The organism is Citrobacter telavivensis (assembly GCA_009363175.1).
In the GTDB taxonomy this organism is placed as follows: Bacteria; Pseudomonadota; Gammaproteobacteria; order Enterobacterales; family Enterobacteriaceae; genus Citrobacter_A; species Citrobacter_A telavivensis.
In genome coordinates, this window is sequence record CP045205.1 from 3,336,442 (window position 1) to 3,350,751 (window position 14,310).

At 55.4% G+C, this 14,310-nt stretch carries 12 protein-coding genes; 7 read left to right on the forward strand and 5 right to left on the reverse strand.

The genetic code is table 11. The features are described 5' to 3' along the window. Positions 1 to 51 precede the first annotated feature (51 nt). The gene (locus GBC03_18195) at positions 52 to 4,731 is read left to right on the forward strand and encodes an ATP-dependent helicase (GenBank protein ID QFS72004.1); all 4,680 of its coding nucleotides are present in this window, start codon (positions 52 to 54) and stop codon (positions 4,729 to 4,731) included. A gap of 82 nt (positions 4,732 to 4,813) precedes the next feature. On the opposite strand, the gene GBC03_18200 is transcribed toward GBC03_18195, so the two are convergent. After that, entirely contained in the window at positions 4,814 to 5,161 is a 348-nt protein-coding gene (locus GBC03_18200; GenBank protein ID QFS72005.1) for a Grx4 family monothiol glutaredoxin, read from the reverse strand. A gap of 335 nt (positions 5,162 to 5,496) precedes the next feature. Between GBC03_18200 and GBC03_18205 the strand changes: the two genes are divergently transcribed. Further along, positions 5,497 to 6,330 carry an endopeptidase gene (locus tag GBC03_18205; GenBank protein ID QFS72006.1) on the forward strand — a complete coding sequence of 278 codons (834 nt, stop codon included), beginning with the start codon at positions 5,497 to 5,499 and terminating at the stop codon, positions 6,328 to 6,330. 126 nt (positions 6,331 to 6,456) lie between these two features. Further along, positions 6,457 to 7,038 (forward strand): superoxide dismutase [Fe], encoded by a 582-nt coding sequence (gene sodB, locus GBC03_18210; protein QFS72007.1) that lies wholly within the window; start codon positions 6,457 to 6,459, stop codon positions 7,036 to 7,038. A gap of 46 nt (positions 7,039 to 7,084) precedes the next feature. Here the strand turns inward: sodB and GBC03_18215 are convergent, their stop codons facing one another. Continuing rightward, on the reverse strand, positions 7,085 to 8,251 hold the full coding sequence (locus tag GBC03_18215; protein ID QFS72008.1) for an MFS transporter: 1,167 nt from the start codon (positions 8,249 to 8,251) through the stop codon (positions 7,085 to 7,087). Positions 8,252 to 8,257: 6 nt separating this feature from the next. On the opposite strand from GBC03_18215, the gene GBC03_18220 reads away from it, so the two are divergent. Then, the gene (locus tag GBC03_18220; protein ID QFS72009.1) at positions 8,258 to 8,458 is read left to right on the forward strand and encodes a hypothetical protein; all 201 of its coding nucleotides are present in this window, start codon (positions 8,258 to 8,260) and stop codon (positions 8,456 to 8,458) included. Here the strand turns inward: GBC03_18220 and ynhF are convergent. Further along, on the reverse strand, positions 8,420 to 8,509 hold the full coding sequence (ynhF, locus tag GBC03_18225) for a YnhF family membrane protein (GenBank protein ID QFS72010.1): 90 nt from the start codon (positions 8,507 to 8,509) through the stop codon (positions 8,420 to 8,422). The two genes, GBC03_18220 and ynhF, sit on opposite strands and share 39 nt — an antisense overlap. 294 nt (positions 8,510 to 8,803) lie before the next feature. On the opposite strand from ynhF, the gene purR reads away from it, so the two are divergent. Continuing rightward, positions 8,804 to 9,829 carry an HTH-type transcriptional repressor PurR gene (gene purR / locus GBC03_18230; protein QFS72011.1) on the forward strand — a complete coding sequence of 342 codons (1,026 nt, stop codon included), beginning with the start codon at positions 8,804 to 8,806 and terminating at the stop codon, positions 9,827 to 9,829. Here purR and GBC03_18235 read toward each other — a convergent pair. Then, on the reverse strand, positions 9,826 to 10,758 hold the full coding sequence (locus GBC03_18235; protein ID QFS72012.1) for a LysR family transcriptional regulator: 933 nt from the start codon (positions 10,756 to 10,758) through the stop codon (positions 9,826 to 9,828). The genes purR and GBC03_18235 overlap by 4 nt on opposite strands. Before the next feature lie 111 nt (positions 10,759 to 10,869). Between GBC03_18235 and GBC03_18240 the strand changes: the two genes are divergently transcribed. Together GBC03_18240 and GBC03_18245 are read left to right on the forward strand one after the other, a co-directional pair. Beyond that, positions 10,870 to 12,075 carry a Bcr/CflA family multidrug efflux MFS transporter gene (locus GBC03_18240; GenBank protein QFS72013.1) on the forward strand — a complete coding sequence of 402 codons (1,206 nt, stop codon included), beginning with the start codon at positions 10,870 to 10,872 and terminating at the stop codon, positions 12,073 to 12,075. 291 nt (positions 12,076 to 12,366) lie between these two features. Next, positions 12,367 to 13,515, forward strand: a complete 1,149-nt coding sequence (locus tag GBC03_18245; GenBank protein ID QFS72014.1) for a cyclopropane fatty acyl phospholipid synthase — start codon at positions 12,367 to 12,369, stop codon at positions 13,513 to 13,515. 38 nt (positions 13,516 to 13,553) lie between these two features. Here GBC03_18245 and GBC03_18250 read toward each other — a convergent pair whose 3' ends face one another. After that, the gene (locus GBC03_18250) at positions 13,554 to 14,195 is read right to left on the reverse strand and encodes a riboflavin synthase subunit alpha (protein ID QFS72015.1); all 642 of its coding nucleotides are present in this window, start codon (positions 14,193 to 14,195) and stop codon (positions 13,554 to 13,556) included. Between the last annotated feature and the right edge of the window lie 115 nt (positions 14,196 to 14,310).

Below are 14,310 nucleotides of genomic sequence, written 5' to 3' on the forward strand. Positions count from 1 at the left end.
TATTCTGTAAAAAGGTCTTGATCCGCCAACACCGCAAAAGGGACAGGGAACATGTCAGCAAACAATGCGTCGCCCCCACTGCCGGATATTTTCTCGCAGGCGACCCGCGACTGGTTTATCTCGGCATTTCAGCATCCCACGCTGGTGCAGTCGCAAACGTGGGCCGTTACCGCGACGAATCAACATGCGCTGGTGATCGCCCCGACCGGTTCGGGGAAAACCCTTGCCGCGTTTCTCTACGCACTGGATCGCCTGTTTCGTGAAGGTGAGGAAAAGCCCACGACGCCGCTCTCCGGCAAAGAAAAGAAAGTCACCCGCATCCTCTATATTTCTCCGATAAAAGCCCTCGGCACGGATGTTCAGCGCAATCTGCAAATTCCCCTTCAGGGGATTAGCGAAGAGCGGAAGAAATGCGGCGCGACAGAGGTGACCATTCGGGTCGGTATCCGTACAGGAGATACGCCACCTCAGGAGCGTGCGAAGCTCAGTCGTCATCCGCCCGATATTCTGATCACCACGCCGGAGTCGCTTTATCTGATGCTCACCTCGCGCGCCAGAGAGTCGCTGCGCGGGATTGAAACGGTGATCGTCGATGAAGTACACGCGGTGGCAGGCACAAAACGTGGTGCGCACCTCGCGCTCAGCCTTGAACGACTGGATGCGCTTCTGACGAGGTCGGCGCAGCGTATTGGTCTGTCGGCGACGGTGCGTTCCGTTACGGAGGTTGCGGCTTTTCTGGGCGGCGATCGCCCGGTTACCGTGGTCAATCCCCCCGCGACTCGTCACCCGGATATCCGCATTGTTGCACCTGCCGCCAATCTGGATGACGTCTTAGCCGATAATAGTGACAGCAGCGATGCCATTCACAAAGGCAGAGAAGGTTCCGTCTGGCCGCGCATTGAATCCGGTATTCTCGATCAAATCCTTCGCCATCGCTCCACTATTGTCTTCACCAACTCGCGCGGGCTGGCGGAAAAACTGACGGCTCGTCTGAATGAACTCTATCTCTCGCGACGACACGCCCCCCCTGAATCGCAGGCGGAACCCGTACACTATGACTCGTCAACCGGTTCCACCAGCAATCGGGCGCAGGACGCCGGAGAATACATTGCCCGCTCGCATCACGGTTCAGTTTCCAAAGAGCAGCGGGCCGTCACGGAGCATGCCCTGAAATCAGGCGAACTTCGCTGTGTGGTGGCGACGTCAAGTCTGGAGCTGGGGATCGACATGGGCGCCGTTGATCTGGTGATTCAGGTGGCAACGCCCCTTTCAGTCGCCAGCGGCCTGCAGCGCATCGGACGAGCCAGCCACCAGGTTGGCGGCGTCTCGAAGGGGCTATTCTATCCCAGAACTCGCCGGGATCTGATTGATTCGGCGGTGATTGTCGAGTGCATGTACGCCGGGCAACTGGAGACCCTGACGCCTCCGCGCAACCCGCTGGATATTCTGGCGCAACAAACCGTGGCCACCGTTTCCATGGATCCGGTCAATGTCGATGACTGGTATGCCCTCGTCCGCCGGGCTTCTCCATGGAAAGCGCTGCCAAGAGGCGCGTTTGACGCCACGCTGGATATGCTGGCGGGACGCTATCCCTCTGGCGATTTTGCGGTATTCCGACCGCGTATTATCTGGAACCGCGAAACCGGGTTATTAACGGCACGCCCCGGCGCACAACTTCTGGCGGTGACCAGCGGTGGTACCATTCCGGACCGTGGCATGTTCAGCGTGCTGCTCCCCGAAGGGGATGAACAAGCGGGATCGCGGCGCGTGGGCGAACTGGATGAAGAGATGGTGTATGAGTCTCGCGTCAACGACATCATTACGCTTGGTGCCAGTTCGTGGCGTATTCAACAGATCACCCGCGATCAGGTTATCGTCGTCCCTGCGCCTGGACGCTCGGCCAGGCTTCCGTTCTGGCGCGGCGAAGGCGTCGGGCGTCCTGCGGAACTGGGGGAACGTATTGGTGATTTCATCCATACCCTGTCCGATGACAACGCGGAGCGACAACTCTCCCCCCGACTGCGCGACGATAATGTTTTATCGAATATCAAAGGGTTAATTAACGATCAAAAGAATGCCACGGGCGTGCTCCCCTGGAGCCGTCATCTGGTACTTGAACGCTGTCGTGATGAGATGGGTGACTGGCGGGTCATTCTGCATTCGCCTTATGGCCGTCGGGTACATGCCCCCTGGGCCCTTGCGATTGCCGGACGCCTCCATGCGCAATGGGGGGCTGACGCGTCGATTGTCGCCAGCGATGACGGGATTGTCGCCCGCATTCCGGACAGCGACGGAAAGCTGCCGGATGCCGCCATTTTTCTGTTCGATCCGGAAAAACTGTTGCGCATTGTCCGGGAAGCCGTCAGCAGCACGGCGCTGTTTGCCGCCCGCTTCAGAGAATGCGCCGCCCGCGCTCTGCTGATGCCTGGCCGCACGCCGGGACGTCGCTCCCCACTCTGGCAGCAGCGCCTGCGCGCCAGCCAGCTTCTGGAAATTGCAGCGGGCTATCCTGACTTTCCCATTATTCTGGAAACCGCCCGAGAATGCCTCCAGGACGTCTACGATCTTGACGCGCTCGAGCAGGTCATACGCCGCCTGAACACCGGCGAGATCCAGATATCTGAAGTCACCACGCCCGCTCCTTCGCCGTTTGCCACCGATCTGTTGTTTGGTTATGTCGCGGAATTTATGTACGCCACCGACGTTCCACTGGCGGAGCGGCGGGCCTCGGTACTGGCGCTGGACAGCGAACTGCTGGGCAACCTGTTAGGCCAGGGCGATCCGCTGGAGTTGCTCGACCCGGAGATTATCCGCCAGGTAGAGGATGAACTTCAGCGGCGGGCGACGGGCAGAAAAGCCCAGGGAATGGAAGGCGTTTACGATTTGCTGCGCGAACTGGGGCCAATGACCATCGAGGATATTGCGGCCAGGCACGAAGCAACGATCGCTGACATCGGGCCCTGGCTCGATGGCCTGACGGCTGACAAGCGTATTTTCCCGGTTGTTATTGCAGGTACTGCGCAGATGGCCTGCATGGATGACGCGGCCAGACTTCGTGATGCACTGGGTGTCCGCCTGCCAGCGACGATTTCGGCTGCATGGTTGCATCCGGTGAACACACCGCTGCGGGACCTCTTCATGCGCTTCAGCCGCACCCATACGCTCTTTACCGGCGATCAGATTGCGCAGGCGTTCGGGTTGGGTGTAGCCGTCGCCGACGATCTCCTGCGCCAGTTACGCGATGAGGGCGTCCTGATCCAACTGCGGACGGGGGCGTCATCCACTCCCAACGACGCGCGTTCTTCAACGTGGGTGAATGAAGACATATTTCATCGGCTGCGCATCCGCTCGCTGCATGCCGCCAGAGAAGCAACCCGCCCTGTCCCGGCGGCGAGCTACACCCGCCTGCTGCTGGAACGTCATGGGCTCATTTCACCCGCCGACGGCAGCCCGGCGCGCCTCCCGGCGTCCTCAGCGGGAATGCTGGAAGGAAGTGACGGTGTCACGAGAGTTATTGAACAACTGGCCGGACTCGGCCTGCCCGCCTCACTGTGGGAAAGCCAGATTTTCCCTGCCCGGGTCAGAGACTATTCGCCGGACATGCTCGATGAGCTGCTTGCAACCGGTGAAGTCATCTGGTCAGGGCAAAAGAAACTGGGTGATGATGACGGACGAGTGGTACTGCATCTACGGGATTATCTGGCGGAGACGCTTTCCCCGCCATCCGGTGACAGCGAGTCACTTTCAGACTTACAGCGCGCCATTTTAGACGTCCTCTCAGGCGGCGGCGCATGGTTTGCACAGCAACTCAGTGCGTTGATTCAGGCCCGGACGCAAAGGTCTGGCAATGATGAGTGGATAACGCCAGCCACGCTGCATGAGGCCCTTTGGGGGCTGGTCTGGCAAGGGTACATCACAACCGATATCTGGGCCCCGCTACGAGGCCTGTCGCGCACTGTCTCTGCGTCACGTCAGCCGTCGCGACGCTCACCGCGTATGCGTCGTGGACGCCCTGTCTATGCCTCAACTCGCCCCACGTCAGTTTCCGTACCGGTTTCTTACACCACTCCTGCGCTGGCCGGACGCTGGTCACTGCTGCCGCGAGAGACGTTAAATGATACCGAGCGAATGTTGGCCTGCGCGGAGAATATGCTCGATCGCTACGGCGTGATCGGTCGGCAGGCGGTGATTGCGGAGAATGTCCCTGGGGGGTTTCCTGCCATGCAGACCCTGTGTCGAAGCATGGAGGATTCGGGACGCATTCTACGAGGGCGTTTCGTTGAGGGAATGGGCGGTGCGCAGTTTGCCGAGCGGCCTACTATCGATCGCCTTCGCGATCTTACCTCATCGAATACTGAACATCAGGCTTTTACGGCGGTGGCGTTATCCGCAAACGACCCGGCCAATCCCTGGGGCGCGCTTCTGCCGTGGCCGACGCATCCGTCGTCTCTGGTCCCTGGACGCCGTAATGGCGCATTTGTCGTTATTTCTGCCGGCCAGCTGCGGCTGTATCTCGCTCAGGGCGGGAAAAAGATGATGGTCTGGAGCGAAAATGAGGAGACGATTTCAGCGGAAATATTCAGGGCGTTGGCGAGTGCTTTACGCCGTGAGCCGCGACTTCGTTTTACCCTGACAGAAGTTAACGATAAACCGGTCCGGCAAACCCGTCTGTTTACCCTGCTTCGGGAGGTCGGGTTTTCCAGTTCGCCGCAGGGACTTGACTGGGGGTAGACATGCCGAGGGTGCAGCAGAGCGGCAGAAATGAAAAGGAGCTTACCCTGACACGGGAAAGCTCCTCTTAACCATCTACTGATTACTCAGCATCTGATTCTTCAGATTTGTATTTTGCAGCGGTCTCTTTGATCAGTTGCTGCAGTTCGCCACGCTGGTACATTTCGATCAAAATGTCACAGCCGCCAACCAGTTCACCGTCAACCCACAGTTGCGGGAAGGTCGGCCAGTTCGCGTATTTCGGCAGTTCAGCGCGAATATCCGGGTTTTGCAGAATATCCACATAGGCAAAACGCTCACCACAGGCGGAAAGCGCCTGCACAGCCTGGGCTGAAAACCCGCAGCTTGGCAGTTTTGGAGAACCTTTCATGTACAGGAGAATCGGGTTTTCAGCGATCTGGCGCTGGATTTTTTCGATAGTGGTGCTCATTGTCTTGCTTCCTTAACTTCTTTTACGGCAGTCGTCTGACATTGTAGCGGTTCAGGGCGACATCGGAAAATAACATTTTCATTACGCTTTACTATTTTATCGTCTGAACGATTAAGTTGCATTCCCAATAATGGTTTCCCCGGTGCTTATGTCAGAAGTGCGCGCCAAATAACCAAATTTAGCTTTGGCTGCTGTTTTTTTTTGCACTCAATAGCGAAACCGCATTTTTAACAATAAAAGCTATTAACTTTATCCGTTTCTATAGATTAGAATCATCAGGTTTTGTAAATCACACGCAGGTATGATTGCGACCTGCCTTAACAGAGGAATGCTCAGTGGCGCGGATAAACCGACTTTCCCTCACGCTCTGTGCTTTACTATTTACAACGATTCCCTTTATGCCGATGGCACATGCGTCCAAGCAAGCTAGGGACACCGCTGATCTTTCGCATAATAAGAAAGCCAGCGACAAAAAGAAAAGTACGGCAACAGCGAAAAAAACGAATAAAACCAGTCAAAAAACCGTTAAGAAAACCACCAGCAAATCCAGTACTAAAACCGCCTCTTCTTCTAAGAAAAAAATTACCGCTCCCGCTAAAGCCAGCAAAACAGCCAGCCGCAAAGGAAAAACCGTCGCGACGAAAAAGACAGCCTCCGTCACCTGGAGCGAGAAATGCACCCCGCGCAAAGGTCACAAACCGACGTGTATCAAAGTGAAGAGCACAGTGCCAGGCAAGATTGCGGATGCACATAAAGTCAAAGTGCAAAAAGCGACCAGCACGGCGATGAACAAATTAATGAGCCAGATTGGCAAACCGTACCGCTGGGGAGGCACGTCGCCGCGCACCGGTTTCGATTGCAGCGGTCTGGTCTATTACGCCTATAAAGATCTCGTGAAATTCCGTATTCCGCGCACGGCAAATGAAATGTATCACCTGCGTGATGCCGCACCGATTGACCGTGAAGAATTAAAAAATGGCGATCTGGTGTTCTTCCGCACTCAGGGACGCGGCACCGCCGATCACGTTGGCGTTTATGTCGGCAACGGCAAATTTATCCAGTCGCCGCGCAGCGGCCAGGAAATCCAGATAACGTCGCTCAGCGAAGATTACTGGCAACGCCACTACGTTGGCGCTCGCCGGGTCATGACCCCCAAAACCATTCGTTAAAACTTTACCCTGTTGTTAACGCAACAGGGTAAGTTCATCTTTTGTCTCACCTTTCAATTTGCTACCCTATCCTTACGCACAATAAGGTTATTGCGCGAAATACTATTAATAATAAGGAGAGAAGCAATGTCGTTCGAATTACCTGCACTACCGTATGCCAAAGATGCGCTTGCGCCGCATATTTCCGCCGAAACGCTGGAATATCACTATGGCAAACACCATCAGACCTATGTCACCAACCTGAACAACCTGATCAAAGGCACCGCCTTTGAAGGAAAATCACTGGAAGAGATCGTACGCAGCTCCGAAGGTGGCGTGTTCAACAACGCCGCTCAGGTCTGGAACCACACATTCTACTGGAACTGCCTGGCGCCGAATGCGGGCGGCGAGCCAACCGGTAAACTGGCTGACGCGATTGCCGCCTCTTTCGGCAGCTTTGCGGAGTTCAAAGCGCAGTTTACCGATGCGGCGATTAAGAACTTCGGTTCCGGCTGGACCTGGCTGGTAAAAGGAAAGGATGGCAAGTTGGCTATCGTTTCAACATCTAACGCCGGCACGCCGTTGACCACCGACGCCACCCCGCTGATGACCGTCGACGTGTGGGAGCATGCGTATTACATTGACTACCGCAATGCGCGTCCTGGCTACCTGGAGCACTTCTGGGCGCTGGTGAACTGGGAGTTTGTCGCGAAGAACTTCGCCGCGTAAAAAAGATAACGCAGAAGGGTGTCCCTTCTGCGTTTTTGTTCTGCTGTTAACCTGCGACGCACACCTGTTCAGGCTGTTTTCTCGCCGAGACAAACACCAACAACAGCGCCATACCTGCCACAATCGCCCCCATCACAGGAACAAAACTGTAGCCTAACCCGCCAGAAATCACGGCCCCACCCGCGGCAGCACCCAGTGCATTTCCGAGATTAAAAGCGCCGATATTCACGGAAGACGACAGGCCTGGCGCTTCGTGAGCCACACGCATGACGCGCATTTGCAGCGGAGGCACCACCGCAAAGGTCGCCGCCCCCCAGACCACCATACTGACCGCCGCCCCCAGTTCATTTTGTGCCAACAAGGGGATAGCCAGCATAATCACCATTAGCAGCAGCAAAAAGCCCTTCAGCGTACCGTTAACCGAGCGATCGGCCAGTTTGCCGCCAAGGTAGTTACCAATGGAGAAGCCCACGCCAATCAGAACCAGCATCCCGGTCACGAAGGTCGGGGTCGCATGGGTGATGCTTTGCAGGACAGGCGAAATATAGGTATACAGCGTAAACATAGCGCCCGCCCCCAACACGGTAGTCAGCAGCGCGGAGAGCACCTGAGGACGCATTAACACCACCAGCTCTTTTTTCACTTCCGGACGCGCCCCGGCACCGCCTTTCGGCAACGAGAAAAAGAGACTCAGCATCGAGATAACGCCCAGACCGGCTGTCGCCATAAACGACATTCGCCAGCCGATGGTTTCCCCCAGCCAGGTCGCCGCCGGAACGCCGCCGATATTGGCGATTGTCAGCCCCATAAACATCGTGGCAACGGCGCTGGCCTGTTTGTGCTTCGGCACCACGCTGGCTGCTACAACGGAACCCAGGCCGAAGAACGCGCCGTGGTTGAGGCTGGTTAAAATGCGTGACAGCATCAGCGTGGTGTAATCCGGCGAAATCGCCGAGAGCACGTTACCAAGCGTAAAGATTGCCATCAGAAAAATCAGCGCATTACGGCGTCCACGATGTGACAGAAGCAGCGTCATCAGCGGGGCCCCAACCATCACGCCGACGGCATAGGCGCTAATCAACATGCCTGCGGCGGGGATGGACACATCCACGCCGCGCGCAATGACGGGCAGCAGCCCCATTGGCGAGAATTCGGTCGTACCGATGCCGAATGCGCCGATGGCCAGCGCCAGTAACGGATAATTAATTTTCATGCAGTGATGACTCCGGCTCTTCGCGATGAGGCGCGAGGCTTAACTAAGAGTCAAAAGCATGACATCAATCACAAAAAAAGAGAAGTTAACAAAAATACAAAAGACTTTTGCAGATTCGATAACAATATGGCGGGAGGTTCGAGGGAGCAGGCACTCCCCCGAGGGAAATCAATGCAGTGCCGCTGTCAGACCGCCAGCAACGATTAAAGCCAGAACAATAAACGTGGTCACTAATGAAAATTTCAGATCGGTGCTCATCAACTTTTCTCCTTTTTATTCCCACACAAAAAGTGATATAGCGCATTTTTGCACACTTGAGTGCAAAAATCTCCCACGATTTAGAGTGATATGTGCTTTTAATACTTCCCCTTTTCGTTAAGATCAGCCAAAATTCGACGCTTACTTGATTATCGTACCGGCCATTGACCCCTTCCTGACGCTCTGTGGCGTTTTCCCGGCATGCCGCAACCCTGACGTTGCGCACAGGATGATTAAAGGCAAACGTTTACTTAGCATATTTTAATGTTCAGGTTGGGTCTGGAGTGAGATTTAATGGCAACAATTAAAGATGTAGCGAAACGCGCAAACGTTTCCACTACAACCGTATCACACGTAATTAACAAAACGCGTTTCGTCGCTGAAGAAACACGCAATGCAGTGTGGGCGGCAATCAAAGAATTGCACTATTCCCCCAGCGCTGTTGCCCGTAGTCTGAAGGTCAACCATACCAAGTCTATCGGCTTGCTGGCGACCAGCAGCGAAGCCCCCTACTTTGCCGAAATTATCGAAGCCGTTGAAAAGAACTGCTTCCAGAAAGGCTATACCCTGATCCTCGGTAACGTCTGGAACAATCTGGAAAAACAGCGTGCCTATCTGTCCATGATGGCGCAAAAACGCGTTGATGGCCTGCTGGTGATGTGTTCCGAATATCCCGATCCCCTGCTCTCGATGCTGGAAGAGTACCGTCATATCCCGATGGTGGTCATGGACTGGGGCGAAGCCAAAGCCGACTTCACCGATACGGTGATTGATAACGCCTTTGAGGGCGGTTATATGGCTGGCCGTTACCTTGTCGAACGCGGACATCGCGAAATTGGCGTGATCCCGGGACTGATGGAGCGCAACACCGGCGCGGGCCGTCTGGCCGGTTTTATGAAGGCGATGGATGAAGCGCTGATTAAAGTGCCGGAAAACTGGATTGTGCAGGGCGACTTCGAACCGGAATCCGGCTACCGTGCAATGCAGCAAATTCTGTCGCAGGCGCATCGCCCGACGGCGGTCTTCTGTGGCGGCGATATCATGGCGATGGGTGCCCTTTGCGCTGCGGATGAGATGGGCCTGCGCGTACCGCAGGACGTGTCGCTGATAGGCTATGACAATGTGCGCAACGCCCGCTTCTTTACGCCAGCGTTGACCACCATCCACCAGCCAAAAGATTCTCTGGGTGAAACGGCCTTTAACATGCTGCTGGACCGTATCGTCAATAAGCGCGAAGAGTCACAGTCCATTGAAGTCCACCCGCGCCTGGTGGAGCGCCGCTCCGTTGCGGATGGCCCTTTCCGCGACTACCGTCGTTAAACCTCTTTTGCGGGAGTCTCGTCAGGCTCCCGCAGCCACTCTTTGTTCAGCGTTTCGCTGTCTCCCAGATAGTCCAGCAGCCAGATCAGCGCGGGGGACATATCGTTCTGCTGCCAGGTCAGGCAACAGGCTGCGTCCGGGAAAGGGTTCTCCAGATCCAACGCCACCCACTGCCCCTTATTGAGATACGGCTTGGCAAAATGCGTCGGCACCATGCCGACACAAAGTCCGGCGCTGATACAGGTCGCGGAAGAGTCCCAGTCCGGAACCACCACCCGCTTCTGGTTGTCCAGCAGCCAGGTCACGCGTTTCGGCAGCGTGCGGGAGGTATCTTCCAGCACCAGTGACGGCCAGTTGCGCAACGTGTCATCGCTTAAAGGCCCGCTCATGGCGGCCAGCGGATGTGTGCTGGCAACGACACAACACCAGCTCAGTTTGCCCATATCGCGGAAGGTGTATCGACCTCCTACCGGGATCGCCTGGGTTGCGCCGATAGCGAGTTCAACCCTGCCATCTGACAGCGCGTCCCAGACGCCATTGAACACCTCCTGAAAGACCAGCAGCTCCACGTCATCAAAGTGGCGATAGAAATCGACTATCAGTTGTCTTGTGCGTTCAGGGCGCACGATATTGTCCACCGCGATGGGAAGTTGCCCACGCCAGCCGTTGGCTATCTGCTGACACTGCTGGCGCGTGATCTGCATTTTTTTGATGACAGAGCGGCCCTCTTTCAAAAACCAGGCTCCCGCCGGGGTCAGCACCACATCGCGGTGACGACGTTCAAAGAGCGGGACCGCCAGCCACTCTTCCAGTTGCCGAACCGTATAGCTGACCGCCGAGGGCACCCGGTGCAACTCCTGAGCGGCGGAACTAAAACTCCCGTTGCGCGCCACGGCATCAACGACTTCCAGTGCATATTCTGACCACATAATCTGCCTACAAAATTTTTGAATGCAATAAACAAATATTACCGTTTCACAAGCCGAAATTCACTCCCTACACTCTGCGCCAGTGTTATTCATTAAAATTAGAGAACAACTATGCAACCAGGAAAAGGGTTTTTAGTCTGGCTGGCAGGGCTCAGCGTGTTGGGTTTTCTGGCAACCGACATGTATTTGCCCGCTTTTGCCGCCATTCAATCTGACCTGCAAACACCGGCATCTGCCGTCAGCGCCAGCCTGAGTCTGTTTTTAGCGGGCTTTGCCGTCGCGCAACTGTTGTGGGGCCCGCTCTCGGACCGCTACGGCCGTAAACCGATCCTGTTGCTGGGTCTGTCCATCTTCGCCCTCGGTAGCCTGGGTATGCTGTGGGTCGAAAGCGCGACAGGGCTGTTGGTTCTGCGCTTTATTCAGGCGGTGGGCGTCTGTGCGGCGACCGTCATCTGGCAGGCGCTGGTCACCGATTACTATCCCTCACATAAAATTAACCGTATTTTCGCGACGATCATGCCGCTGGTCGGACTGTCTCCTGCCCTGGCGCCGTTATTAGGAAGTTGGATCCTGACCCATCTTTCCTGGCAGGCGATCTTTGCCACGTTGTTTTTCATCACGCTGCTGCTGATGCTGCCTGCGCTGTTCTTAAAACCCTCTACCCGGGCGCGAAACGACAGCAAAGATAAATTGACCTTCACCACGCTGCTGCGCGCGAAAGCGTACCGCGGTAACGTCCTGATTTACGCTGCCTGTTCCGCCAGCTTCTTTGCATGGCTGACCGGCTCGCCGTTTATTCTGAGTGAAATGGGCTATAGCCCGGCGGTGATTGGACTGAGCTATGTACCACAAACCATCGCGTTTCTGATTGGGGGCTACGGTTGTCGCGCCGCGCTGCAAAAATGGCAGGGACAACAGCTTCTGCCCTGGCTACTGGTCATCTATGCGCTGAGCGTGGTGGCGACGTGGGCGGCAAGCTTTATCCATCACATTACGCTCGCGGAAATCCTGATCCCGTTCTGTGTAATGGCGATTGCCAACGGGGCTATCTACCCGATTGTGGTTGCGCAGGCGCTGCGTCCTTTCCCGCAGGCTACGGGGCGTGCCGCTGCCCTGCAAAATACCCTGCAGTTGGGTCTGTGCTTCCTGGCGAGTCTGGTGGTCTCCTGGCTTATCAGCACCCCGCTGCTGACCACGACCAGCGTGATGCTGTCGACGGTCGTACTGGCTGGACTGGGTTATAAGATGCAGCTGCAAACCTCAAGCGCCAGTGAACAGCCTGATAATCACGGGATTGCCCACAGCGAATCCCATTGATATTAATGATAATCACCCTTAATTAGTCGGCTAACAATTTTTGGTTGAATCATCGATTTTTGAGGCCTATACTAAATTTCGGTTGTTAAAATTACGATAATAATTATGTGCTAACGGGAACCGGAGCGTTCCCGGTTCACCACGGATGGCCTTTTCGGCAAGGGGTCCTCCCTTCCTCTGTTCTACGTCGGATAATAGACTCGCGGAATGATCCCGCGAGATTTCTCACAAAGCCCAAAAAGCGTCTACGCTGTTTTAAGGTTCTGATCACCGACCAGTGATGGAGAAGCTATGAGTTCATCGTGTATAGAAGAAGTCAGCGTACCGGATGACGACTGGTACCGTATCACTAGCGAATTATTAAGCCGCGCCGGTATTGCCATCAACGGCTCTTCACCAGCAGATATACGCGTCAAAAACCCCGATTTTTTCAAACGTGTTTTACAAGAGGGGTCGCTCGGTCTGGGTGAAAGTTATATGGATGGCTGGTGGGAGTGCGATCGACTGGACCAGTTTTTTAGCAAAGTCCTGCGCGCAGGACTGGAAAACCAACTTCCGCACCATTTCAAAGATACTCTCCGCATCGCCGGCGCTCGCCTGTTCAATTTGCAAAGTAAAAAACGCGCCTGGATCGTCGGTAAAGAGCATTACGATCTCGGTAACGATCTGTTCAGCCGCATGCTCGACCCGTACATGCAGTATTCCTGCGCTTACTGGAAGGACGCTGACACTCTGGAAGCAGCGCAGCAGGCCAAACTGCGGTTAATCTGCGAGAAGTTGCAACTGCAACCCGGCATGCGGGTGCTGGATATCGGCTGCGGCTGGGGCGGTTTGTCGCACTACATGGCGACGAACTACGACGTTAGCGTGGTTGGCGTGACAATTTCTGCCGAGCAGCAGAAACTGGCGCAGGCGCGCTGTGCGGGACTGGATGTGTCGATTTTGCTGCAGGATTATCGTGACTTGCGCGATCAGTTCGACCGCATTGTGTCAGTAGGTATGTTTGAGCACGTCGGTCCAAAAAACTACCCGACCTATTTCGACGTCGTTGATCGCAACCTGAAACCGGAGGGGTTGTTCCTGCTGCACACCATCGGTTCGAAAAAAACCGACAACAATGTCGATCCGTGGATCAATAAGTACATCTTCCCCAACGGTTGCCTCCCGTCAGTGCGCCAGATAGCTAACGCCAGCGAAGCGCACTTTGTGATGGAAGACTGGCACAACTTCGGCGCGGATTACGACACAACGCTGATGGCGTGGTACGAACGTTTCCTCGCCGCCTGGCCGGAAATTGCCGATAACTATACCGAGCGCTTTAAACGGATGTTCAGCTACTACCTGAACGCCTGCGCCGGTGCGTTTCGCGCCCGCGATATTCAGCTCTGGCAGGTGGTGTTCTCACGCGGCGTCGAAGACGGCCTGCGCGTTGCCCGCTAATCTTCATGCCCCCGCCGTCCTGCGGGGGCTGCGCTGTCTTACGCTTCGCTGGCGGTTTTCACCACCGCAGCTTCACGCGCAGCCAGCACGCGTTCCACCGTATCCACCACGGCCTGCGTTTGCGGGTCGATTTCGATATTGACGCGCGCGCCCAGTTTCTTTCTCCCAAGCGTCGTGCGTTCCAGTGTTTCCGGAATAAGATGTACGCAAAAGCGCGTCGCAGTCACTTCGCCAACGGTCAGGCTGATCCCGTCAATGCCAATAAATCCTTTGTACAGGATGTACTTCATCAACGTCGGATCCTGGACTTTGAACCAGATCTGACGGTTATTCTCAGACGTCAAAATCTTTGATACTTCCGCCGTGGTCATAATGTGACCGGACATCAGATGTCCACCAATCTCATCGCTGAATTTTGCCGCGCGCTCGACGTTCACCAGGTCACCCACTTTCAGATCGCCCAGATTGGTAATGCGCAGCGTCTCCTTCATCAGATCAAAACTGATGCGGTTACCGTTAATTTCTGTCACGGTCAGGCAGCAGCCGTTGTGCGCCACCGATGCGCCCGTTTCCAGCGCGTCCAGCATGTATTCAGGTAATTCCACTACATGGGTGCGAAAATTTGGTTTTTCATCAATCGACACCAGTTTGGCGGTGCCCTGCACAATACCTGTAAACATACCTGCAACTCCTGAATTCAGTTAAACCATTTCTGCCTGCCACAATAGCAGTTGGAAAATCAGGTTGCCAGTGAAGCACCCATTGCGCCTGTTTTTTCACTGGAGAAATATGTAT

Excerpts from the sequence above, each read along its gene's own strand:
- ynhF (QFS72010.1), bottom strand. The coding sequence starts at position 8,509 with ATGAGCACCGATCTGAAATTTTCATTAGTGACCACGTTTATTGTTCTG.
- GBC03_18245 (QFS72014.1), top strand. The coding sequence starts at position 12,367 with ATGAGTTCATCGTGTATAGAAGAAGTCAGCGTACCGGATGACGACTGG.
- GBC03_18235 (QFS72012.1), bottom strand. The coding sequence starts at position 10,758 with ATGTGGTCAGAATATGCACTGGAAGTCGTTGATGCCGTGGCGCGCAAC.
- GBC03_18200 (QFS72005.1), bottom strand. The coding sequence starts at position 5,161 with ATGAGCACCACTATCGAAAAAATCCAGCGCCAGATCGCTGAAAACCCG.
- GBC03_18250 (QFS72015.1), bottom strand. The coding sequence starts at position 14,195 with ATGTTTACAGGTATTGTGCAGGGCACCGCCAAACTGGTGTCGATTGAT.
- GBC03_18240 (QFS72013.1), top strand. The coding sequence starts at position 10,870 with ATGCAACCAGGAAAAGGGTTTTTAGTCTGGCTGGCAGGGCTCAGCGTG.
- GBC03_18220 (QFS72009.1), top strand. The coding sequence starts at position 8,258 with ATGACTCCGGCTCTTCGCGATGAGGCGCGAGGCTTAACTAAGAGTCAA.
- GBC03_18215 (QFS72008.1), bottom strand. The coding sequence starts at position 8,251 with ATGAAAATTAATTATCCGTTACTGGCGCTGGCCATCGGCGCATTCGGC.
- sodB (QFS72007.1), top strand. The coding sequence starts at position 6,457 with ATGTCGTTCGAATTACCTGCACTACCGTATGCCAAAGATGCGCTTGCG.
- purR (QFS72011.1), top strand. The coding sequence starts at position 8,804 with ATGGCAACAATTAAAGATGTAGCGAAACGCGCAAACGTTTCCACTACA.
- GBC03_18195 (QFS72004.1), top strand. The coding sequence starts at position 52 with ATGTCAGCAAACAATGCGTCGCCCCCACTGCCGGATATTTTCTCGCAG.